Raw genomic sequence first — 18,524 nt, 5'->3', positions numbered from 1 at the left:
AGCGCCGTCGTTACAGCGCCGTCGTTACGACGTTCTGACGCAGAGAGACCCTGCCCAGCTCAGCGCGTGGGCTCGGAACTATTGCGGAGCGCGGATGGCAATCAGCGAGTTGATGGCGCGCCCGAAAGGATTCGAACCTCTGACCCCCAGATTCGTAGTCTAGCCTGTCCCTTTGTTTCTGCGTGGCAAAGCTGCAAACCGACCACCAGGCCGCGGAAACGATTTCAATGGGTTAGATGGTCTATTGCAAACCGCTGAGCACTCGCCATGAGCATGCACCAGCGGGGCAAATACCAGCCCTTTTTCTCGACCGTTGTTGACGTCCGGCTGACTTTGCGCGGGGCCTTGCCATGAGTTGGCAAGCGACGGCATGGGCGGCAAAGCAGGTCACCGGATCACCGGCCCGCAAGGCGCTGTTGCTGGCGCTGGCGAACTATGCGGACGCCGCCGGGATGTCCTACCCTTCGCAAGACACGTTGGCGCGCGACACCGAACAAAGCACCGACACCGTCCAGCGGCAGATGAAGCAGCTCGCCGCGCTCGGGCTGGTGCGGATCGAAAAGCGGCCGGCGGTGAAGGGGCAGTGGCCCGGCCTAGTGTATTTTCTTGCGCTGCCTGTGGCAGAAATGTCCGAGCCGCAATCTGCGGCACGGTCCGAACCGCACAGCTCTGCGGCCCGGTCCGGCCGCCACCGTGCCGCAAAAGACCCCTCGACCGTGCCGCAAAACACCCCCTCACCATGCCGCACAGCTCTGCGGCATGAACAGATAGAACAGATAGAACTACGCGGGCGCGCGCGCGCGAGCGCCACGGCGCGCGCTGCGCCCGCTGAACCGCCGAGGGCGATCGACAGGAGCTTGCGGGAGCGCAGCGCCCCCCGCGGCCCGCTGGGGGCTGGGGGAGGTTTCAGTTACGGCATCCGTTACCAGGAGCAGGAGCGCAGCGCCCCCAGCGGCCCGCTGGGAGCCGGAGGAGAGGCGCTGAGGCGACGGATCGGGGAGGACCGCTTCGCGGCATGGTTCGCCAAGGTGACGCTGCTCAGCGATACCGACGGCGAGATCGTGCTGTCCGCACCGACGGCTTTCGTCCGTGATCGAATCGCCTTAGAGTTCGACGCCGATCTCGATGCCGCATGGCGCAGCACCGTGCCTGACTTCCAGCGGGTCGTGATCGTCCACCAGCGAGGTGAGCCATGACGGCGCTTCTGCCCGACGTGGGGAGGTTTGCTGTGTGGTGCAGCAAACCTCCGAGACCAGCGATCCAGGACGATCGGCGGCCCATCCAGCCGCGGCTGGAGGTTTGCGGTGTGGCGCCGCGAACCTCCGAGGTTACGGATGCCGCGTCCGTAACCTCCGCGATCGACGGCTATCGATTAGTGCGGGGCGGCCGGCACACGACATGGTGGCGCGACGGAGCGCGATGGACTTGGAAATCGGGCGATTTGCCCCACGGTGGGGCAAATCGCCAGCTGGCGAAAACCTCCCGGCGGAGCCTCACGGCCGCGTCCCCCGCTCCCCCGCGCATCGGCGCGGCGGCGGTCCGAACCCTCTCACGATGGCGAAGACCACCACCAACTACCGATCGCCCGCCACCTGTTGCAGATCGGCAACCGATAGTCGCGGGGGTTTGCGGGAGTACGCAACTAACTGTCTCTCGCCGGATGTCATTGCGGCACAATGCGTTTTCTTGTCGTTGCGAGAGTGGAGATAGTTTCGCGCGCGCGTATATGCATGAGAGAGGGGTGGGGGAGAATGCCAGCGTCGTTCATAGCTTGGCGAACAATTTCTCATGCGCGTTACGGAAAAACTATCTCTACCCGCTCTACTGTCTCTCAATCACAAGTAACTATCTCATATATCTATCAAACTACCTTTCTACCACAACAACTAACTATCGCAAAACTATCGCAAACTATCGCAAGAGGCAGACGAGGCCTCCCTGAGCTAAGCGAATCTGATTTTCTCGATCAGTTGAAACTGGGCTGCTTAGGTAGGTGTGAAATGACGCTGACGACTGACGACCTGAAGGTCATTGAAGGACGCGCGCGGTTAGCGGATCTGCGATTGGCGCGTGCGCTCGACGGAAAGCCGATCGACATCCGGAAACTCATCCATCGGCGCCGGGTCGAGCTCGCTGCTTATGGCGCGCTCATCGGCGCGCCGGCTCCCGGTAAACGGACCGCTGATTCCGAGTATTGGTTGAATGAGCAGCAGGCGCTGGTGATCTGTGTTCTCGCGAACCTCCCGCAGTCGGCGGCGGTGCACCGCGAGTTGATCGATCTGTTCGCGCAACACCGGCTCACGCTTCTGCGAGAATGCCGCTTGATTTTCGGCCGACGTGCGGCGGCGAAACTCTGGCGCCAGCTCGGCTTGCCTGCGGTGGTGGGAGACGAGCCAGCCGCGAGAGCTTCGCGCGCCGGCGAAGCCAATGTCGATCAGGTCAAGCGCTTCCTCGCTGGGGCAACGGCGCGGCGGCCCGGGGCGCAGGTGCAGTCCAGCGTTCTCTACTCGGCCTATCGCACATGGTGCGATTCGACCGGGACGGATGTCGTACTTACGCAAACGATGTTCTCGCGGGTGATGTCGAACCTCGGCTACGCGAAGCGGCAGTCGAGCGTGATGTTCTTCGTCGGCCTGACCTTGGTGAACCACCTCACCGCGGTGCCGACCGGCGAGGCCACCGGCCGGCTCCTGTGAAGGCTAGGCGGGTCCTTCCCCGCCTAGCCCGATCGCGGGCGGGCTCGACTGCGGGATTTCGAGCACTGAGTTAAATTTTATAGCTCAAATCAAAACGTTAGAACGGGCTCGGATTGATCATTCTGCATAGCTCGCCGAGCCCGAAAGAATTGGTTCCGATGCGGTACTAATTCTCTCAACCAGCCGGCCATCGGCGGCCCGATCCTTTGGCACAGCGCGAGGGTTGCAACCTCGCCTGCCCTTCGGGCGAGGGGGCGCGGGGGCGCCCCGTTGCGTTGCAGTCGCGACGTTGTGGATCGTCTCGGGTTTCGGTCACCCATCGTCACCGTCAATCACCCATCGTCACCAAAGTGGTCCGACTAAAACGGCGAGCAATGTGAAAAACCATTGCGGCGCAGCGCTTTCTTGCGAAGGCTGTCGACATGCTAAAACGCGCTCTGCAGAAATTTGGTTTGTTCGTGCGCTCCTACGCCGGGGCCGGCGGTGGCCGCCGCTGGCGCGGACAAGCAGAGATGCCGGTGATGCTGTCGGCGATGCATGCTGCCCGTGGCCCGTTGGCGCGGCGGGCGCGGTATCTCGCGGGCAGCAATCCGCTGGCGGCGTCCGGTGTGGAGGCATGGGTGTCCGGCCTGATCGGCACCGGCATCAAGCCGCAATCGTCACATGCTGATCAGTCCGTCCGGTCTGCGCTCAACATCGCATTTGAAAGCTGGACCGATGACGCCGATGCGGACGGGCTGACCGATTTCTATGGCCTCCAGTCCATCATGGTTCGCCGGATGGTGATTGACGGCGAAGCCTTCGCGGTGCTCGGCACAATCGACGGTCGCTTGCGGATTCGCTTGGTCGATCCCGAGCAAGTCGATCCTTCGCTCAACCGCGAGCTGAGCGACGGCCGGCGCATCGTGCAAGGCGTCGAGTTCGACGCCGCCGGCCGGCGGGTCGCATATCACATCCTGCCCGAACGGCCCGGCATGCCGTTCGCGCATCTGCAGCTCACTGCTACGCGCGTCCCGGCCGAAGACTTGATCCACATGTTTCGTCCCGAAGTGCCGGGTCAGGTCCGCGGCATTTCGTGGTTCGCGCCGGTGTTGTTGCGGATCACCGATCTCGACAGTTGGCGCGACTCCCAGTTGGTCCGTCAGAAGGTCGCCGCGGCTCTCGCCGGTTTCGTCACGAGCAGCAGTGGCACGGGCGCGCCATTCGAAGGCGAGCAAACAGGCGCCGCACTGATTGGCGGCCTGGAGCCGGGCACGATCAAGTTTCTCGATCCGGGGCAGGACATCAAGTTCAGCACGCCTGCCGGCATCGGCGCGGAAGTGATTGACTTCGCCAAGATCACAGAGCGCGAAATCTCTGTCGGCCTCGGCGTGCCGGCTGTGGTGATGACCGGCGACCTCTCACAGGTCAACTATTCGTCGATCCGCGCGGGCTTGGTTGAGTGGCGCCGCCGGATCGAAGCGACGCAACACGGCGTCATCTCATTCCAGCTGGTGCGGCCGGTGTGGCGGCGCTGGGCGACACTGGAAGTGCTGTCGGGCCGCGTCACCGGCACGGTTGCTGCCGCGCTGCCGGTCAAGTCGATCACGCCGAAGCAGCAATGGGTCGATCCCGCCAAGGATGTTCAAGCTGAACTCGACGCAATCGAAGGCGGGTTGATGTCGCGGCGGGAATCCGTCGCTAGCCGCGGTCTCGATATCGAAGCCCTCGACGCCGAGATCGCCGCCGACAAAGCGCGAGCGGACAGCCTCGGGCTCGTGTTCAGCGCCAATCGACGAAAGGACACCGCGAATGTTGACGCGCAGCCAGCCAACTGATGCGCCCGATCTGCTGACGCGCGAGGCGCCGATCCGCGCGTCGAGCTGGAATGCCGAGCGGCGGACGTTCGAACTGGTGCTATCTGCCGGAAGCTCTGTCGAGCGGTTCGATAGCGCTGGCGCCTTCGACGAAGTGCTCGATCTGCGCGGCGCGATGGCGCCGCCGCTGCTGCCGCTGCTCGACAATCACAACCGGTTCGCACTCGACGGCCGGCTCGGCGAAGTCAGCAACGTCAAGCTGGTGCGTGGCGAACTGATCGGCCTGGCGCGGCTGTCGCGCCACTCACCGATGGCGCAGCGGGTCGCCGCCGAACTCGGCGACGGCATCAAGTTCGGCGTGTCGATCGGCTACCGGGTGACCGCTTGGGCGGAACGCATCAACCAGCGGACGAAACGGCGCGAAAAGGTCGCGACGGCCTTTGAAGTGCTTGAAGCCTCTCTCGTCGCCATCCCGGCCGATCAGGTCGCAACTACCAGGAGCCTTCCGATCATGGAACCCGAGACCACCACCACCACCACGACGACGCCGGCCGTTACCGTCCCGCCGCCGGCTCCGACCACCACGCCGGCACAGACCATGACCCGCGCGGCGATCAACGTCGAAATCCGCAGCATCGCCAACACCGCCGGCCTCGGCGATGCCTGGGCGAACCAGCACATCGACAGCGAAGCGCAGCTCGACGCGGTCCGCGCCGCGGCACTCGCCGCGATGGCGCAGCGCTCGGCGGCGGCGAATTCGGTCCGCAGCACCGGCGCGACGATCATCACCGACCACACCGACCCGGTCGCGATCCGCTCGGCGATGGCAGACGCGCTGGCGCATCGCCTGGCGCCGGCGGTGTGCAAGATCGAAGGCCGCGCGATCGAATATCGCGGCAGCCGGATCCTCGACATGGTCGGCGAGCTGGCGACGGCGAACGGCGACCGGCTCAACCTTCGCGATCAGGACGCGCTGCTGCAGCGGGCCGTCGGCGCACACAGCACCAGCGATTTCCCGCTGCTGCTGGCGGCGGCGGCGAACAAGGCCCTGCTGGCGCAGTATCAGGTCGCGGCGCCGACCTACCGGAAATGGGCGGCGCGCAAGCCGTTCGTCGATTTCAAGGACCATCAGTTCCTGCGCGTCGGCGACTTCCCGGCGTTCAAGGAGATCGCCGAGAACGGCGAGGTCAAGTACGGCAGCATTTCGGAGAACGCCGAGAAGGTCGCCGCGAAGGAATACGGCACCGGCATCGCAATCGGCCGGCGCGCGTTGATCAACGATGATCTGTCGGCGCTGTCGGACTTCTCCAGCATGATCGCGATGCGCGCCGCGGTCGACGAAAACCGCCTCGCTTATGGCGTGCTCAAGACCAACGGCAATCTGTCCGACGGCAAGGCGCTGTTCCATGCCGACCACGGCAACAAGGCGGCCAGCGGCAGCGCGATCGCCACGGGCGTCGAAGCCGCGGTGATCGCGCTTCGCGGGCAGAAGTCGCTCGACGGCCTCGCGCTCAATCTGCAGCCGGCGTTCCTGGTGGTCGGCCCCAGTCTGGAAGTCGAGGCCCGTCAATTGCTCGCCACCGTCATGGCAACCAAGGCAGCGGACGTGAACGTCTGGGCCGGCTTCGCCGAGCTGATCGTCGACGCCGAGATCACGGACAATCGTTGGTACATCTTCGCGTCGCCGGGCGCCGCCCCGGTCGTGGTGTACGGCTACGTCGGTGGCGCCGAAGGTCCGCAGGTCCGCACCGAACGGGACTTCGATACGCAGGCGGTCAAGGTCGCCGCCGGGCTCGACTTCGCCGCCGGCGCGGTCGACTTCCGCGGCGCCTACCTCACGCCGGCGAGCGGCGGCTAACATGGCGACGGTCGACGAACTGCAGGCTCAGCGGGCGGCGCTTGTCGCCGCTCGCGCATCCGGCGAACTCTGGGTGGTGTTTCACACCGGGGGCACGCGTCGCGAAGTTCGCTATCGGTCCGTCGCCGAGATCACCGCGGCGATCGCAGCAATCGATCGCGACATCGCGAGCCTGCAGGGCCGCCGCGTTCACACCTTCCTTCCCACCTTCAGCAACGGAATCGAATGATGAAAAATTTCGTGCAATCCGGTGACCTCATCACCGTTCCAGCTCCCGCCGATGTGAAGTCCGGCGACGGCGTTCAGGTCGGCTCGCTGTTCGGCATTGCTGCCGCGGATGCCGCTTCCGGCGCCGACGTCGTGTTGAACACCGAGGGCATCTACACATTGCCCAAGACGTCGGCCCAAGCGTGGACGCGAGGCGTTCCGGTTTTCTGGGATGCCGAAAACCGCGTCGCCACCACGGCCGCCGATGACGGCGGCACGCCGGCGACCGACTTCCTCCCGATTGGCCACGCGGTCGAACCGGCGGCGAATCCGTCTGCGACCGGCGCGGTTCGGCTGTCGATCTGAGCGCGGCGGGACGGCGGCGATGACGAATTGGCGTGATCTCGAAGCGAAGGCCGACGAAGCGACCGGCCGGCTCTTCGGGGAGAGAGTGCGCTTGTCGTTCCTGAAGAGCGGCGTTGTCGATCCATCGCGGCCTGCGGTCGATATCACTGCGATCTTGCATTGCGGAGGCGATCACTCCTCCGCTCTTGGCGCTGGCTTTACGACCTGGCTGTCCGCCGGCAAGGCCGAACTGATCATCGACCGCAGCAGCTATGTCGATCCGCTCAATCCGCACATCGCGCTGCCGATGCCGAAGAAACAGGACAAGGTCCGCGGGCTCGACCGCAGGGGCACGCCTTGGTGGGAAATCGCCAGCGTGAGTGATCGCTACTCAAATTTGCTGGTGCTCGCGCTGAATGAGGCGTGAGCATTGGCACAACCGCCCGGGCGGGAAGTGGTTGCCAAGGCCTTGCCAGCCTTCGCGTTCGACGCGCCTCCCGCCCCGTTGAGATGTCAGGTGCGTCGGACACGGCAAGGGATGGCTTGGCCGCCATCACGGTGCAGATCCCGCACAGTCTCCCCTGTGTCCCCACGCACCCGCACCGGCCGCGATCTAGCAAATCGCGGCCGGCATCATCCTCGAACAGCGGAGCGAAGAAATTGCGCGTCAACCCACCGACCCAATCCACTGGGCTGCCCAGCGCGGCACAGGTTGCGGCGCTGGTCGCCGCTGCTCAACGCATCGTTCCTGCGGCATGCGCCGTCGCCCGCAATCGCGACTTCCTTGCCATGCGGGCGCGGCTGATGACGGAGATCGCCGAGCGCTATGCCGCGCCGATGCTGGCGATCTCGCAGATCGCCGAACGCGCGATCGTCACCGGCAGCGCCGCAGCGGCGATCACCGCAAGCCGGTCGATCGCCGCGCAAGTTGAGCGCAATGCCTCGTTCGTCCGCAATCTTCCAACCATGAAGGTGAAACATGACTACTGAGACCGTGATTCCGACCACTGTTACTTTCACACCGACCGCGCCGATCAAGATCGGAGATAAGACCTATCCGACGCTCACGCTGCGGAAGATGAAGGCAAAGGACCGCGTCGCTGCCGATCTGGTCAACGGCGAAAGCCGAAAGACCTTCGCGGTGTACGCGTCGATGGCCGACGTGCCGATCCAGGTGATCGAAGAACTCGACAACGACGACTTCGACCGGCTCGAGGAGCTGGCGGCGCCGCTCGTGGGAAAGTCGCTGGCGAAGCAGCGGGCCGCGGATGCGGAGATGATGCAAGGCGCGCTTACCAAGGCGCTGGCGGCGCTGATGAAGGAGTGATCGCAAGCGTCGCGGTGGCGATGCTGGCGCGACACCTGCACACGCCGATCCCGGACGTTGAAGAGATGTTCTGGGATCGGTTTGCGCTCTACATCGATGCGTTGAACGTCGTGCTCCGCATGGAAGCTCCGAAGCGAGGTTGAGACGATGGCGACCCTGACCAGCAAACTGATCATCGAACTTCTCGACCGCGCAACGGGGCCGGCGCGCGCGATCTCCGGCGCCCTGAGCCGCATCAACGCGGCTCAGGTGCGCAACGCTGCAGCTCTGGCGTCGACGCAAACGCAACTGCTCGGCGCTGCCGCGGCCGGCTACGCTCTCGCGAAGTCGATCAGCACGCCGGTCAAGGCGGCGATCGATTTCGAGAGCGCGATGGCCGACGTCAAGAAGGTGGTCGATTTCGAGACACCCGAGTCGTTCGCAAAGATGGGCGATGATCTGCTGACGTTGTCGAAGCGCATCCCAATCGTCGCTAAGGACCTCGCCGCGATCAGCGCCGCCGCCGGCGCGGCTGGTATGAAGGAAGGTGAAATCCTTGCCTTCACCGAAATGGTCGCAAAACTAGCGACGGCGTTCGACATGACCGCGGCGCAGGCCGGCGACGACATGGCGAAGATCAAGACCGGCCTCGGCTACACCGTCGAGCAAGCCAGCGCGCTTGCCGATGCGATGAACTACTTGTCTAACAATGTCGCTGCCAAGGCTCCGCAGCTGATCGACTACATGAAGCGCGTCGGCGTCCAAGGTAAGCAATACGGTTTCAGCGCCGAACAGACCGCGGCGCTCGGCGCAGCGATGATCGCGGCCGGCGCCGAGTCGGAAGTCGCGGCAACGTCGTTCCGCAACGTCGGCCGCGCTTTGACGAAAGGCGACCAGATCACCAAAAACGCCGCGGCGGCGTTCAAGCAGCTCGGCCTCACGTCGATGGGTGTGACGAAGGCCATGCAAAAAGATGCGGTCGGCACCTTCCGCACAGTGCTGGCGCGGATTGCGAAGCTGCCGAAACACCTCCAGGCGAGCGTGATCTCGACGATCTTCGGCGATGAAGCCCGCGCCATCGCGCCGCTGATCGACAACGTCAAGCTGCTCGACGATGTGCTCGGCATGGTCGCCGACCGGACGAAATATCTCGGCTCGGCACAGAAAGAATTCGAGGCCCGCACCGCGACCACAGCGAACGCGGTGCAACTCTTCAAGAACCGGCTGAACGTCATGTCAGTCACGATCGGATCGGCGCTGCTGCCAGCGCTCAACGACACGATGAAGGCGCTTCACCCGTTCATCGAAAAGTTGTCGCAGTTCGCCAAGGATCACCCGGAACTCACCCGCGCGGTGATCGGCACCAGCGCGGCGCTGATCGGATTGCGGATCGCCGGCATCGCGGCGAAATGGGCGATGTTGTGGATGTGGGGCGGCGCGCTGGCGGTGGCGCGCGGCGCGCTGATCGCGCTCGGGATCGCGGCCGGCACGATCGGGCTGCCGCTCACCATTCTTGCGGGGTTGTTGGTGGCCGTCGCCGGCTACGCCTACACCCATTGGGACGAGGTGCTCGGCCTGTGGCAGCGGCTGAAATCGCCCTGGCTGGACTTGCGCGCCGAGATCGCCAAGACCCGCGACGAAATGGCCAAGCCGTGGTCGAGGCTGCCGGAGAAGATGGGGCAGACCGGCAACAAGATCGCCGGGCCGTGGTCCGGGCTCAGCGATAAGATGCAGGCGACATTGGATATGATCATCGCAAAGTGGTCAGGCCTCGGGCCGCGCCTAGCCGACACCTGGCGGATGATGTCCGATCCGATGGTGGCGGCAATCTCCGAACTTGGCGGAAAGATCAAGGCCGGCGGCGCGGCGCTGTACGACGCCGGCGTGGCGCTGATCCAGAGCCTGTGGGACGGCATGAAGGCCAAGGCCGCGGCGCTGCTCGGCTGGGCCAGCAGCATCGCCTCCCGCATTCGTAGCGCGTTCGGTGGCGCTTCTGCCGTGAGCGGGGCAGTCTCTGCGGCCAAGCCGGCTGTGGCCGGCACACGTGCGGCCGGCGGGCCGGTGAGGGCCGGGCTGCCGTATCTGGTCGGCGAGCGGGGCCAAGAGTTGTTCACGCCGGACGAGTCGGGACGGATCATCAACGCCGCCGACACTGCCCGGCTGCTCAGCGCGCGGATGCCGGACCTGTCACGGACGAGCGCGGTGGTCGAGGCGATCAAGGCACAGGCGCTGGCGGTGCCGTCACCGGTCACGCCAATGCTGCGAGCGCCGGTGCTTCCGACTCCACAGCTCGACGGCATCGCCACGGCGCTGGACGGCTTGCGGGAAAGTCGCGCGGCGGCTGGTGGCCGCGCGCAGAATGGGAGGGTCGTCAATCATTTCAACATCACGAACAACGTCCAGGCCGCGCCCGGACAGTCGCCGGAAGCTATTGCCGAGGCCGTCGAGCGCACGTTGTCGAACAAGCTAGCCGCATTGTCGCGCGGGGCTTACAGCGATGGCACCAACTGAGATCAATCTGATCGGGCGCGACGGCCCGATTTCGATTTGCGCCGCGCCGCGGATGTACCGGGCGGCGCGACGGCGGCCGGGGCGCAGCCGCGTCCCGGCCGCACTTGCGAGGTGGTGGTGATGATCAGCGGTGCGCTCGATATTGACCAGCCGATCGGCCCGCCGCGTGAACTCAGCAAGAGCGGGTTCGCAAGCCTGATCGGTGTCTCGCCCGGTCGCGTCTCGCAAATGATTAAGGAGGGTCTGCCCGTCGAGTCGAGCGGCAAGATCGATGTGGCGCGCGGGAAACTGTGGTTCCAAGAGAACGTAGACCAGCGCCGCAGTGTGGCGCAGCGACAGACCGAACTGCCGCTCGGTAACCGAAGCAAGGAAAGTCACAAAGAGCGCCTGCTACGCGAACAGGCCGATCATGCCGCGATGAAGAACGCGATCCTGCGGCGCGACTACGTCAAGGCGACGGACGTCGAGGCGCGGTGGTCGGACGTGCTTCGCCGCCTGCGCTCGAAGATCCTTGCTGTGCCGTCGCGCGTGCGGCAGGCCTGCCCGAACCTCTCGGCTCAGGATGTCGCGGCGATCGATAGCGAGCTGCGCGCCGCCCTCGAGGAAATGGCGGGGCCGGCCGATGCTTGACGTCTGCGACACGCTCGAGGAAGTGGAGCGCCGCGCGCTGGAATCGCTGCGGCCGCCGCCGCGGCTGACCCTGTCGGACTGGGTCGAACAGAACGTCTACCTTCCTCACGGCGTCTCATCGCTGCCGGGCTTGGTGCAGCTCTGGCCGTTCCAGCGCGAGATCGCGGATGCGATCGGCGATCCCGCCATCGAACGCGTCACGCTGGTCAAGCCGGTCCGGGTCGGGTTCACGACACTTCTCACCGGCGCGCTCGGCGCCTTCGTCGCCAATGACCCGGCGCCGATCCTCGCGCTGCTGCCGACAGAGGCGGACTGCCGAGATTATATGGTTTCGGAGATCGAGCCGATCTTCTCGGCGTCGCCGGCGCTCGCCGATGCCCTCGGCGACGCGAAGGACGAGTCAGGCCGCAATACAATCCTCTCCCGCCGCTTCCCCGGCGGCTCGCTGAAGATCGTCGCCGCCAAGGCGCCGCGCAATCTTCGCCGGCACACCGCGCGCGTGCTGTTGGTCGATGAAGCTGACGGGATGGAGGTGACCGCCGAAGGTCCGCCGATCGCGCTGGCGGAAAAGCGCACGCTGTCGTTTGCCGACCGCAAGATCGTCATTGGTTCGACGCCGACATTCGACGGCAGCAGCTATATCCTGCGCAGCTACGCGCTCAGTGATCGGCGCATTTTCGAGGTGCCGTGCTTCGATTGCCACGACCCGCACGAGATCGCATGGTCGGACATTCAATGGCCGGAAGGGCGGCCGCTTGAGGCATACTACGTTTGCCCTTCATGCGGCAGCGTCGTGCCGGAGCGGCATAAGCCCGAGATGGTCAACGCCGGCGCCTGGCGCGCCAACGCGCCCGAGGTTATCGGCCACGCCGGCTTCCGGCTGAACGCGCTGGTGTCGCTACTGCCGAACGCATCGTGGGGAAAGCTCGCGAGCGAATTCGTCGCGGCGAAGGGCGACCGGACGACGCTGCAGGTGTTCGTCAACACCATCCTCGCGCAGGGCTTCCGCGCCGATGGCGGCGAGGAGATCGACGACGAAGCGCTGGCGAAGCGCGCCGAGGCGTTTTCGTGCGAGGCGATGCCCGAGGCGGTGCTGCTGATCACGGCCGGCGTCGACGTGCAGCGCGATCGGCTGGAAGTGACGCTCCTCGGCTGGGCAGAGGACGGCACGATGTTCGTCCTCAAGAGCCTGGTGATCTGGGGGCGGCCGGCGGACGATGCGACCTGGGCCGAACTCGACGAACTGCTCAAATCGCGCTTCGCCCATCCGTTCGGCGGCACGCTGCCGATCGAAGCGACGGCGGTCGATTCCGGTGACGGCGAGACGCAAGCCGACGTTTATAGGTTTTGCTTTCCGCGCGCCTCGCGACGGGTATTCGCGATCAAAGGTGATGGGGGGTTTCGAAGGCAGTTCATCGAACGATCGTCGAGCAAGGCGCAAGGCGGGCTGTTGTTCATCGTCGGCGTCGACCCGATCAAGGACCATCTCGCCGCCAAGCTGAACAGTCCCGGCGCGGTGCGCTTCAGCGACACGTTGCCGGCGAGCTGGTACGAGCAATTGTGCAGCGAGCGCGCGGTGGTGCGCTACTCACGCGGCCAGCCGGTGCGCCGCTTCGAGCGGATCCCCGGCCGGCGCGCCGAGGCGCTTGATACGGTGGTGTATGCCATCGCGGTGCGTCACCTGCTGAACCCGAACTGGGCCGCGCGCGCCGAGGCTTTGCGCAGCCCCGAACTCGCGCTTGCGCCGGCACCTCGGCCGCGGGTGATCCGGTCGAGCTGGATCGACGGTTAGGCGTGAGCCTGGTGAGAGCCAGCGCACCGGTATGTGGTTGTTGAAAATTGCAACACAACCTGTGATAGTCCTAGAATTTTCGGGGGGTATCATGGGCAAAATCGTTCGTCGCGAGATTCGCAAGCGGGGCTTTTTTGGTTGGGTCTTTCTAATCCTCTTCTTCGCATTCAATGCGATCATGTTGATGTGGCTCATCAGCTATTGGTCGATCTTGGCGCAGCCGGATGCTGCAACCGAGGCGGAACGTCTTGGAAAGACCATCGGCGGGACCATCGGAAGCGGAGCACTGCTGATGATGTGGGGGCTCGGCGACGTCATCCTCGGGATGCTCGCGCTGCTCACTCGGGGGTCGAAAACGATCGTTGAAGAAGTCGCGTCATGAAGCGCTGTGGCTTCTATGCGCTACTAATCAATTTGGTGATAGCGACTACTGCCAATGCAGGGTGTGGTGACCGCGGCGGGCCCGGCTATCGAGGCCCCAACGGAAAGTGTGTCGGATGGGCTCAGTTTCGACGGGTCTGCGGCGTTCCGCCTGAAAAGCACTGCACCGCCGAGAATGTGCAAACCCGCGGTGGCGGAAAAGCCGACGCCGATGATGAAGCCGAGGCGAAGTAATGATCCGGGTGATCTTGATGCTGATCGCGACACTAGTCGGGAGTGCAGCCGCCGCCGAGCCGATCGACCCGGCGCGGATCAGGGTGATCGACGGGGACACGATTCGGATCGACGGCCACAAGCCTGATCATCGGCTTGTCGGCTTCAATGCGCCAGAGACGCGGCGCGCGAAGAACGCGACTGAGCGCGAGATCGGAGGTAGGGCCACGGCGCGTTTGCGCGCGCTGGTACGAGCTGGCGGCCTCGACTACACGACGGTCCGCTGCGCCTGCCGCGTGGGCACCGAAGGGACCTTCGGTTGCAACTTTGGCCGCTATTGCGGCGTGCTGAAATCCCGCGGCGAGGACGTGGGTGCGATCCTGATCCGGGAGAGGTTGGCTGTGCCGTTCGTTTGTGGCGAGACGAGCTGCCCGAAGACGCCCAACCCATGGCGATGAACTTGCTAACCAGACTCGCCGGCATGTTCCGGCGCCGCTCGCCGGCCGAACTGTTGCCAGATCAGCAGGCGATTTCAGAACAGAAGCGAGTGGATGGCGTCGCCGCGTTCATGAAGCTGCCAGAGGTCGAGCAGATCGAGAGATTCGGTGAGCTGGCAGAGATGATCAACGGTGACAATGCAAGGCCGGGAGTACGCGCGCCGAAGCGCCCCGAAGATCGGGGTTGAGTTTTTAACCAAATCAGATCAGGTTGTCCGCGGGCCTGAAAACCCGGACCGAGATAGACCGCATTCCCTGGCAGGAATTGCCTTGACGCCTGGCAGCGTCGTGGCAGCGGTCGAATTACGAGGCGCATTGGCGTGCGCTCGAACCTGGCCATCCTGACATGGCCGGGAGGGCGTTGCAATGCCCGTGCGAAAGCATCGGGCGATGTCCAGGGCACTAAGCCTAAAGGCACCGCCGCTCGTCTCTCGGCGAGTTTTCAGCTCCCGGCTGCCGGTCCGATACCGGCGCGGCCCTGAAAAGCCGAACTCCGAGAGCGCCACCAATGACCCTTCACCACCCAATGTGCCCGCCGCGCGGGCTCCGTCTCGTCTCCGAAACTCGCATCCGTCACCGCTCGCCGGTACCGGCCGGCAGTGATCGCGCCGTCGCGGCTGCCTGCATGGCGCGCTTGCTGCGCGTGACTGCCGTGCTCGAACAGCGCGACGGCGCGGCGTTCGACCGTGTCGAGGCCGACCGTGCCCTGGCATTCTTCGCGATCATCGCCGAAGGGATCAGCGACGCCGCGCCCGGCGAAGCCGCAACGCTCGATTTCCTGAGAGACCATCCGAGCTTTGCCGCCTTCGTCCTGACCGGCGATGTCGACGCGCTGATCTGCGCGGCGGCCGGCGCCCGCTTGCGGCACTAGGGGGGCATCATGGATCAGCATCGCGCTGCCACCCTCAGCATGGTTAACCATTCGTTGACGCTGCCCGCGACGGGCCGCTGCTCGTCTGGCACCAAGGCCGCGTCTGGCGCCTCTGCCGGGCCTTGTGAACGCGTATCTCGGAGATTGCTCATGACGACCGCCATCGCCGCCATTGCCACAACCGCCGCACCTATTGCCGCCATCGCGTCACCTTCGATCGCTAGCGACGGCCGTCGGCCGCTTGGCGCTGCCGAACTTGCGCTCGAATCGCTGTGGCTGCGGCGTCGGGAATTGACCCAGCAGATCCACGCCGCCGCCGCGATCTGGCACGCGATCGACGATGCGCCTGGCTGCACCAGGGAGGCGGCGGAAAAGGCAGTGACGGACTACGAAGACACCACACGCCCGATTCTCGAAACGATCTGGTTGATCGAAGCCGAGATCGAGCGGCTGCCCGCTTCGATCAACAAATCAGGCGCATTGATGCTGCTATCGCTCAATGAGCTCGCCAGCGGCGTGGATGAAACGCCGGACGACCTCAACCACGAAGCCGAGATGGTTATCCGAGCGTTGGAAGCCCTCGCGCCTTATCTCGCCGGCGCTGTCGAGGAAGACGCTGCGGATGTGCTGTCGCATCGGGATCGAGCTGTCTGCGAGGCGATTTACTACGCTTGATCCGTCCTGGCGGGCGGCGCGGCTCGCGAGGGCCGCGCTGCTTCAGGGTTTACGACCGTGACGCTGCATGATAGGATTTTGGTCACATTCGAGAGTTGTGCATCGCGCGATAGAGAACCTTGACGAAGGTTGTTTATCATGCGATTGATTTGGAATGACCCTCGATGACCTCTACGAAGATTTCTGTTTCCGGCAAGCCGACGTGCTGGAGCTCGTTCCCGGCCTCAACCAGGGCATGCTGCAGAACTGGAAGGCGCGCGGTTATTTCGACGTCGATCCCGATGAGGGCGCGCAGCCTCTGGCTGATCGGCGGGGCAAGCACCTCAAGTCGGTGTGGTCCGGCAGCGGCATCATCGGCATGCGGTTCGTGATGGAGCTGGGCCGGGTCGGTATCAAGCCCAGTGAGGCGTTCGGCCTGATCGATAGCTTCGTGCCTTATGTTGAGGGGTTCATGGAGCGTTTCAAACCGTCCCTCAATGAGGCGACCGGAATCGAAGAGTACACATTCGAAAGCGACCGCCTTCAGGACTACCATCGCGTTGAGATCGTTCGGCAGGACAATGGCAAGTTATCGGTCTCGATGCCCGAGGCTGACGCTTCGAAGAGCCTCATGCTCAAAGCGCTGCTGTCACATCACATCACGTCGGTCACGGTCGAGAGCGACATTCTTTTCATGGTGACGCTGAACGGCATCATCCGCCACACCGCGGGTCGCGATCGGCAGACCGGCAGCCGCGCCAGCAAGAGCGAGGAGTGATCTGATGAGCGACGACAAGCAGGCTTGGCAGCCGAACCGCAAAGGTGTGCTGGAGCTAACCGCAGCGGCGAGCTATCTGCGCAATAACTGGTGCCTCAAGGGAATCGACCTCAAGCAGCTCGCTGCGGCCGGCGAAGGTCCGCGGTTCTACATCTACGGCGGCAAGATGCTGTACCCGTTTGGCGAACTCGACGCCTTCGGCGAAGCCCAGCTCGGGCCGCTGCTGTCGCAGGCCGATGGCGCGCCGAAAGCAGTAGCGGCGCCGAAGAAGGTCGACGTCGCCGCGGACAAAGCGCGGCAGCACAGCCGCGAACGCTGGCTCAAGCGAGGGCGGTGAGGACGCGCGATGGATGCGAAGCGCCCCGGCACTGAGAACCTCCGCCGCGCCAGCGCGGCCGCTTACCTGCGAGAACGTTACGGTCTGCGATGCGCTGCGACGACGCTGAAAAAATATGCGAGCCGAGGCGGCGGCCCGCGCTTCCATCGGGTGAACCGCACCGCGCTCTATCCGCTCGCCGAACTCGACAGATGGGCGGCACAGAAACTTGGTCCGCTTCACGGCTGCGCCGCCGATCGGGCGCCTGGCGATTTCGACATCACCGGCGCCGCTGCGGCGGCGCTGAACTAACAATCTGACCTCGGGACATCGCGACGATGGCGCGGCTGCAGCAGACCTTCAAACAGGGCGACGTGTCCCGCGCCGTCAAGGGCGCGATGGCGGCCGGCATCAAGGTCGAGAGCGTCGAGATCACACCCGGCGGCAAGATCATCATCAAGGCTGAATCCGATCGGCCGGCCGTCGCCGCCAGCTCGCCGCTGGATGATTGGAGAAGCGGACGTGGTGCGCGCTAACCTCAAGGGCGTCTTCTGCACCTACAAGCACCGCGGCACACCGCGCGAGCGGAGATATTGGTACCACAGAAAAACCAAGCGCCCACTGCGCGGCGAGCCCGGCTCGCCCGAGTTCATGATCGACTTCGCGGAAGCCGAGAAGCTGATCGTCGACTATCACGCCGGCCGGCTGAACAGCCTGATCAGGAAGTACACCGGCTCGGATGAATTCGCGGCGCTGGCGGCGAGCACGCAAGCCGACTATCGCCGGATGCTGACGACGGTCGAGGTCGAGTTCGGCGACATGCCGATGGAGGCGCTGGAAGATCCTCGCGTCCGCCGCGACTTCCTTGATTGGCGGGAGAAGGTGTCGCGGGCATCGGGCGCGCGCGAGGCCGATAACCGGCTGTCGGTCGTTTCGGCGATGCTGACCTGGGCTGTCGAGCGCGGCCATTTGCTGAACAACCACGTCAAGGGATTCCGCCGGCTCTATCACTCCAACCGTGCCGAGATCATCTGGCTGCCCGAACACGTCGCGGCCTTCATGAAGGTGGCGCCGGTTGAGTTGCAGCGGGCCTTGATCATCGCCTTGCACACGGGCCAGCGGCAGGGTGACATCCTGCACATGCCGTGGTCGGCCTACGACGGCAAGGCGGTGACGGTGCGGCCTGCCAAGAACAACCGCGGTGGCCGGCGCGCCGCGGCGGTGAGGGTGCCGTGCACCAAGGCGCTGCGGACGATGCTGGACAAGCTGAAGCGGGTGTCGCCGCTGATCCTGGCGACCAAGACCGGTAAGGCGTTCCAGAAGCGTTATTTCGCCCGGCAGTGGGAGATCGCCACAAAGGCGGCCGGGCTCGACGCGGTGGTGGTCGACGGCGGCGAGCCGGTCGGCCTGCATTTCCACGACCTCCGCGGGACTGCCATCACGATGCTGTCCGAGGCCGGCTGCACGCCGCAGGAGATCGCCGCCATCACCGGACACTCCCTGAAGCGAATCCACGAAATCCTCGAGCGCTACCTCGCCCGCACCAAGACGCTGGCGGAAGGCGCGATTGCCAAGTTCGAGAACTCACCAAGAACGAAATCTGCAAACCGGCTGCAAACCCGGACGGTGAAGCGCGCGGCGAAGAAAGGAAAAGCCAATGAAAAATAACAGCT

23 protein-coding genes and 1 tRNA gene are annotated in these 18,524 nt (G+C 64.7%); 23 read left to right on the top strand and 1 reads right to left on the bottom strand.

Annotated elements, in window-relative coordinates; genetic code table 11:
- Positions 1-113 precede the first annotated feature (113 nt).
- A tRNA-Arg gene (locus M9H71_RS02830) sits at positions 114-214 on the bottom strand.
- A gap of 136 nt (positions 215-350) precedes the next feature.
- Here M9H71_RS02830 and M9H71_RS02825 point away from each other — a divergent pair.
- The 23 genes from M9H71_RS02825 to M9H71_RS02715 all read left to right on the top strand — a co-directional run bounded on the left by M9H71_RS02825 (position 351) and on the right by M9H71_RS02715 (position 18,519).
- Positions 351-1,196, top strand: coding sequence for a helix-turn-helix domain-containing protein (locus M9H71_RS02825; RefSeq protein ID WP_455403588.1), 846 nt, complete (start codon positions 351-353; stop codon positions 1,194-1,196).
- Between the two features lie 804 nt (positions 1,197-2,000).
- Complete coding sequence (locus M9H71_RS02820; protein ID WP_455403587.1) at positions 2,001-2,696, top strand: hypothetical protein; 696 nt, start codon at positions 2,001-2,003, stop codon at positions 2,694-2,696.
- Between the two features lie 422 nt (positions 2,697-3,118).
- Positions 3,119-4,513 carry a phage portal protein gene (locus M9H71_RS02815; protein WP_455403586.1) on the top strand — a complete coding sequence of 465 codons (1,395 nt, stop codon included), beginning with the start codon at positions 3,119-3,121 and terminating at the stop codon, positions 4,511-4,513.
- Positions 4,488-6,350, top strand: a complete 1,863-nt coding sequence (locus tag M9H71_RS02810; RefSeq protein WP_455403585.1) for a prohead protease/major capsid protein fusion protein — start codon at positions 4,488-4,490, stop codon at positions 6,348-6,350. Before M9H71_RS02815 ends, M9H71_RS02810 begins: the two co-directional genes overlap by 26 nt.
- A 1-nt stretch (position 6,351) precedes the next feature.
- A complete protein-coding gene (locus M9H71_RS02805; RefSeq protein ID WP_455403584.1) occupies positions 6,352-6,579 on the top strand; it encodes a phage head-tail joining protein in 228 nt (75 codons plus the stop codon).
- Positions 6,579-6,923, top strand: coding sequence for a DUF2190 family protein (locus M9H71_RS02800; RefSeq protein ID WP_455403583.1), 345 nt, complete (start codon positions 6,579-6,581; stop codon positions 6,921-6,923). Before M9H71_RS02805 ends, M9H71_RS02800 begins: the two co-directional genes overlap by 1 nt.
- 19 nt (positions 6,924-6,942) lie before the next feature.
- Positions 6,943-7,329, top strand: coding sequence for a hypothetical protein (locus M9H71_RS02795; protein WP_455403582.1), 387 nt, complete (start codon positions 6,943-6,945; stop codon positions 7,327-7,329).
- 116 nt (positions 7,330-7,445) lie between these two features.
- Positions 7,446-7,892: a hypothetical protein gene (locus M9H71_RS02790; protein WP_455403581.1), complete on the top strand. Its 447-nt coding sequence runs from the start codon at positions 7,446-7,448 to the stop codon at positions 7,890-7,892.
- On the top strand, positions 7,882-8,229 hold the full coding sequence (locus tag M9H71_RS02785; protein ID WP_455403580.1) for a phage tail assembly protein: 348 nt from the start codon (positions 7,882-7,884) through the stop codon (positions 8,227-8,229). The genes M9H71_RS02790 and M9H71_RS02785 overlap by 11 nt, the downstream gene beginning before the upstream one ends.
- Positions 8,226-8,372 carry a hypothetical protein gene (locus M9H71_RS02780; protein WP_455403579.1) on the top strand — a complete coding sequence of 49 codons (147 nt, stop codon included), beginning with the start codon at positions 8,226-8,228 and terminating at the stop codon, positions 8,370-8,372. The genes M9H71_RS02785 and M9H71_RS02780 overlap by 4 nt, the downstream gene beginning before the upstream one ends.
- A gap of 4 nt (positions 8,373-8,376) precedes the next feature.
- Positions 8,377-10,719 (top strand): phage tail tape measure protein, encoded by a 2,343-nt coding sequence (locus tag M9H71_RS02775; protein ID WP_455403578.1) that lies wholly within the window; start codon positions 8,377-8,379, stop codon positions 10,717-10,719.
- 36 nt (positions 10,720-10,755) lie between these two features.
- Positions 10,756-11,349 carry a DNA packaging protein gene (locus tag M9H71_RS02770; protein ID WP_455403577.1) on the top strand — a complete coding sequence of 198 codons (594 nt, stop codon included), beginning with the start codon at positions 10,756-10,758 and terminating at the stop codon, positions 11,347-11,349.
- A complete protein-coding gene (locus M9H71_RS02765; protein WP_455403576.1) occupies positions 11,342-13,141 on the top strand; it encodes a phage terminase large subunit family protein in 1,800 nt (599 codons plus the stop codon). The genes M9H71_RS02770 and M9H71_RS02765 overlap by 8 nt, the downstream gene beginning before the upstream one ends.
- A gap of 91 nt (positions 13,142-13,232) precedes the next feature.
- Entirely contained in the window at positions 13,233-13,523 is a 291-nt protein-coding gene (locus M9H71_RS02760; RefSeq protein WP_455403575.1) for a hypothetical protein, read from the top strand.
- Positions 13,524-13,755: 232 nt separating this feature from the next.
- Complete coding sequence (locus M9H71_RS02755) at positions 13,756-14,193, top strand: thermonuclease family protein (protein ID WP_455403574.1); 438 nt, start codon at positions 13,756-13,758, stop codon at positions 14,191-14,193.
- Complete coding sequence (locus tag M9H71_RS02750; protein ID WP_455403573.1) at positions 14,184-14,420, top strand: hypothetical protein; 237 nt, start codon at positions 14,184-14,186, stop codon at positions 14,418-14,420. The genes M9H71_RS02755 and M9H71_RS02750 overlap by 10 nt, the downstream gene beginning before the upstream one ends.
- Before the next feature lie 437 nt (positions 14,421-14,857).
- Positions 14,858-15,103: a hypothetical protein gene (locus M9H71_RS02745; RefSeq protein ID WP_455403572.1), complete on the top strand. Its 246-nt coding sequence runs from the start codon at positions 14,858-14,860 to the stop codon at positions 15,101-15,103.
- Between the two features lie 150 nt (positions 15,104-15,253).
- A complete protein-coding gene (locus M9H71_RS02740) occupies positions 15,254-15,778 on the top strand; it encodes a hypothetical protein (RefSeq protein WP_455403571.1) in 525 nt (174 codons plus the stop codon).
- Positions 15,779-15,932: 154 nt separating this feature from the next.
- A complete protein-coding gene (locus M9H71_RS02735; protein ID WP_455403570.1) occupies positions 15,933-16,535 on the top strand; it encodes a hypothetical protein in 603 nt (200 codons plus the stop codon).
- Positions 16,536-16,539: 4 nt separating this feature from the next.
- Positions 16,540-16,872, top strand: a complete 333-nt coding sequence (locus M9H71_RS02730; protein WP_455403569.1) for a hypothetical protein — start codon at positions 16,540-16,542, stop codon at positions 16,870-16,872.
- A gap of 9 nt (positions 16,873-16,881) precedes the next feature.
- Entirely contained in the window at positions 16,882-17,163 is a 282-nt protein-coding gene (locus tag M9H71_RS02725) for a hypothetical protein (protein WP_455403568.1), read from the top strand.
- Positions 17,164-17,189: 26 nt separating this feature from the next.
- The gene (locus M9H71_RS02720; RefSeq protein ID WP_455403567.1) at positions 17,190-17,387 is read left to right on the top strand and encodes a hypothetical protein; all 198 of its coding nucleotides are present in this window, start codon (positions 17,190-17,192) and stop codon (positions 17,385-17,387) included.
- Positions 17,374-18,519, top strand: coding sequence for a site-specific integrase (locus M9H71_RS02715; protein ID WP_455403566.1), 1,146 nt, complete (start codon positions 17,374-17,376; stop codon positions 18,517-18,519). Before M9H71_RS02720 ends, M9H71_RS02715 begins: the two co-directional genes overlap by 14 nt.
- Positions 18,520-18,524 lie beyond the last annotated feature (5 nt).

The sequence above is a fragment of the Rhodopseudomonas parapalustris genome (genome assembly GCF_053772255.1).
Note: the sequence above shows the minus strand (reverse complement) of the source record. Positions and strands in the feature narration are given on the sequence as shown.

Bases quoted from the DNA above. Each gene is read 5' to 3' on its own strand.
- M9H71_RS02810 (WP_455403585.1), top strand. From the start codon at position 4,488: ATGTTGACGCGCAGCCAGCCAACTGATGCGCCCGATCTGCTGACGCGC.
- M9H71_RS02760 (WP_455403575.1), top strand. From the start codon at position 13,233: ATGGGCAAAATCGTTCGTCGCGAGATTCGCAAGCGGGGCTTTTTTGGT.
- M9H71_RS02775 (WP_455403578.1), top strand. From the start codon at position 8,377: ATGGCGACCCTGACCAGCAAACTGATCATCGAACTTCTCGACCGCGCA.
- M9H71_RS02720 (WP_455403567.1), top strand. From the start codon at position 17,190: ATGGCGCGGCTGCAGCAGACCTTCAAACAGGGCGACGTGTCCCGCGCC.
- M9H71_RS02805 (WP_455403584.1), top strand. From the start codon at position 6,352: ATGGCGACGGTCGACGAACTGCAGGCTCAGCGGGCGGCGCTTGTCGCC.
- M9H71_RS02740 (WP_455403571.1), top strand. From the start codon at position 15,254: ATGACGACCGCCATCGCCGCCATTGCCACAACCGCCGCACCTATTGCC.
- M9H71_RS02730 (WP_455403569.1), top strand. From the start codon at position 16,540: ATGAGCGACGACAAGCAGGCTTGGCAGCCGAACCGCAAAGGTGTGCTG.
- M9H71_RS02795 (WP_455403582.1), top strand. From the start codon at position 6,943: ATGACGAATTGGCGTGATCTCGAAGCGAAGGCCGACGAAGCGACCGGC.
- M9H71_RS02755 (WP_455403574.1), top strand. From the start codon at position 13,756: ATGATCCGGGTGATCTTGATGCTGATCGCGACACTAGTCGGGAGTGCA.
- M9H71_RS02815 (WP_455403586.1), top strand. From the start codon at position 3,119: ATGCTAAAACGCGCTCTGCAGAAATTTGGTTTGTTCGTGCGCTCCTAC.
- M9H71_RS02725 (WP_455403568.1), top strand. From the start codon at position 16,882: ATGGATGCGAAGCGCCCCGGCACTGAGAACCTCCGCCGCGCCAGCGCG.
- M9H71_RS02800 (WP_455403583.1), top strand. From the start codon at position 6,579: ATGAAAAATTTCGTGCAATCCGGTGACCTCATCACCGTTCCAGCTCCC.
- M9H71_RS02785 (WP_455403580.1), top strand. From the start codon at position 7,882: ATGACTACTGAGACCGTGATTCCGACCACTGTTACTTTCACACCGACC.
- M9H71_RS02745 (WP_455403572.1), top strand. From the start codon at position 14,858: ATGGCGCGCTTGCTGCGCGTGACTGCCGTGCTCGAACAGCGCGACGGC.
- M9H71_RS02750 (WP_455403573.1), top strand. From the start codon at position 14,184: ATGGCGATGAACTTGCTAACCAGACTCGCCGGCATGTTCCGGCGCCGC.
- M9H71_RS02765 (WP_455403576.1), top strand. From the start codon at position 11,342: ATGCTTGACGTCTGCGACACGCTCGAGGAAGTGGAGCGCCGCGCGCTG.
- M9H71_RS02820 (WP_455403587.1), top strand. From the start codon at position 2,001: ATGACGCTGACGACTGACGACCTGAAGGTCATTGAAGGACGCGCGCGG.
- M9H71_RS02825 (WP_455403588.1), top strand. From the start codon at position 351: ATGAGTTGGCAAGCGACGGCATGGGCGGCAAAGCAGGTCACCGGATCA.
- M9H71_RS02735 (WP_455403570.1), top strand. From the start codon at position 15,933: ATGACCCTCGATGACCTCTACGAAGATTTCTGTTTCCGGCAAGCCGAC.